This window comes from Vibrio sp. Y176 (assembly GCF_033438945.1).
Map to the genome: position 1 here is coordinate 1 of NZ_JAWOQS010000797.1, position 603 is coordinate 603.

At 46.6% G+C, this 603-nt stretch carries 1 protein-coding gene; it reads left to right on the forward strand.

The window, feature by feature from the left end; genetic code table 11:
• The coding region (locus tag R7O13_RS28715) for a class I SAM-dependent methyltransferase (protein WP_318305441.1) at window positions 1–466 on the forward strand (466 nt) is incomplete at its 5' end.
• Between the last annotated feature and the right edge of the window lie 137 nt (window positions 467–603).

The following is a 603-nucleotide window of genomic DNA, read 5'->3' on the forward strand; positions in this document are numbered from 1 at the left end:
CAAATCAATGATGAATGTAGGCCGCGACAAACTGCGCGATAACGGCATTGTGGGTAACGTAAACTACGTACAAGCAAACGCAGAAGAACTGCCTTTCCCAGATGATTACTTCGATGTGATCACCATCAGCTTCTGTCTTCGTAACGTAACCGACAAAGACAAAGCACTGCGTTCAATGTTCCGCGTCCTTAAGCCAGGTGGTCGTCTATTGGTTTTGGAATTCTCTAAACCAGTTCTCGAACCACTATCAAAAGTGTACGACGCGTACTCATTCCACCTATTGCCAAAAATGGGCGAATTGGTCGCGAATGACGCAGAAAGCTACCGCTACCTTGCTGAATCTATTCGCATGCACCCAGACCAAGAAACTCTGGAAGGTATGATGCAAGACGCTGGCTTCGAAAACACCAAATACTACAACCTAACGGGTGGTATTGTGGCGTTGCACCGCGGTTACAAATTCTAAGGGTTAACGGCATGCCATTTGAACCTCTTATCACTGCTGTCATTGAAACTTCGCTGAACACACTGATTAAAGACGATCCTGCATTGGGTCGTCGTTTAGCGCGTCTCAAGGGCCAAGTTATCCAAGTTCACCTCAAA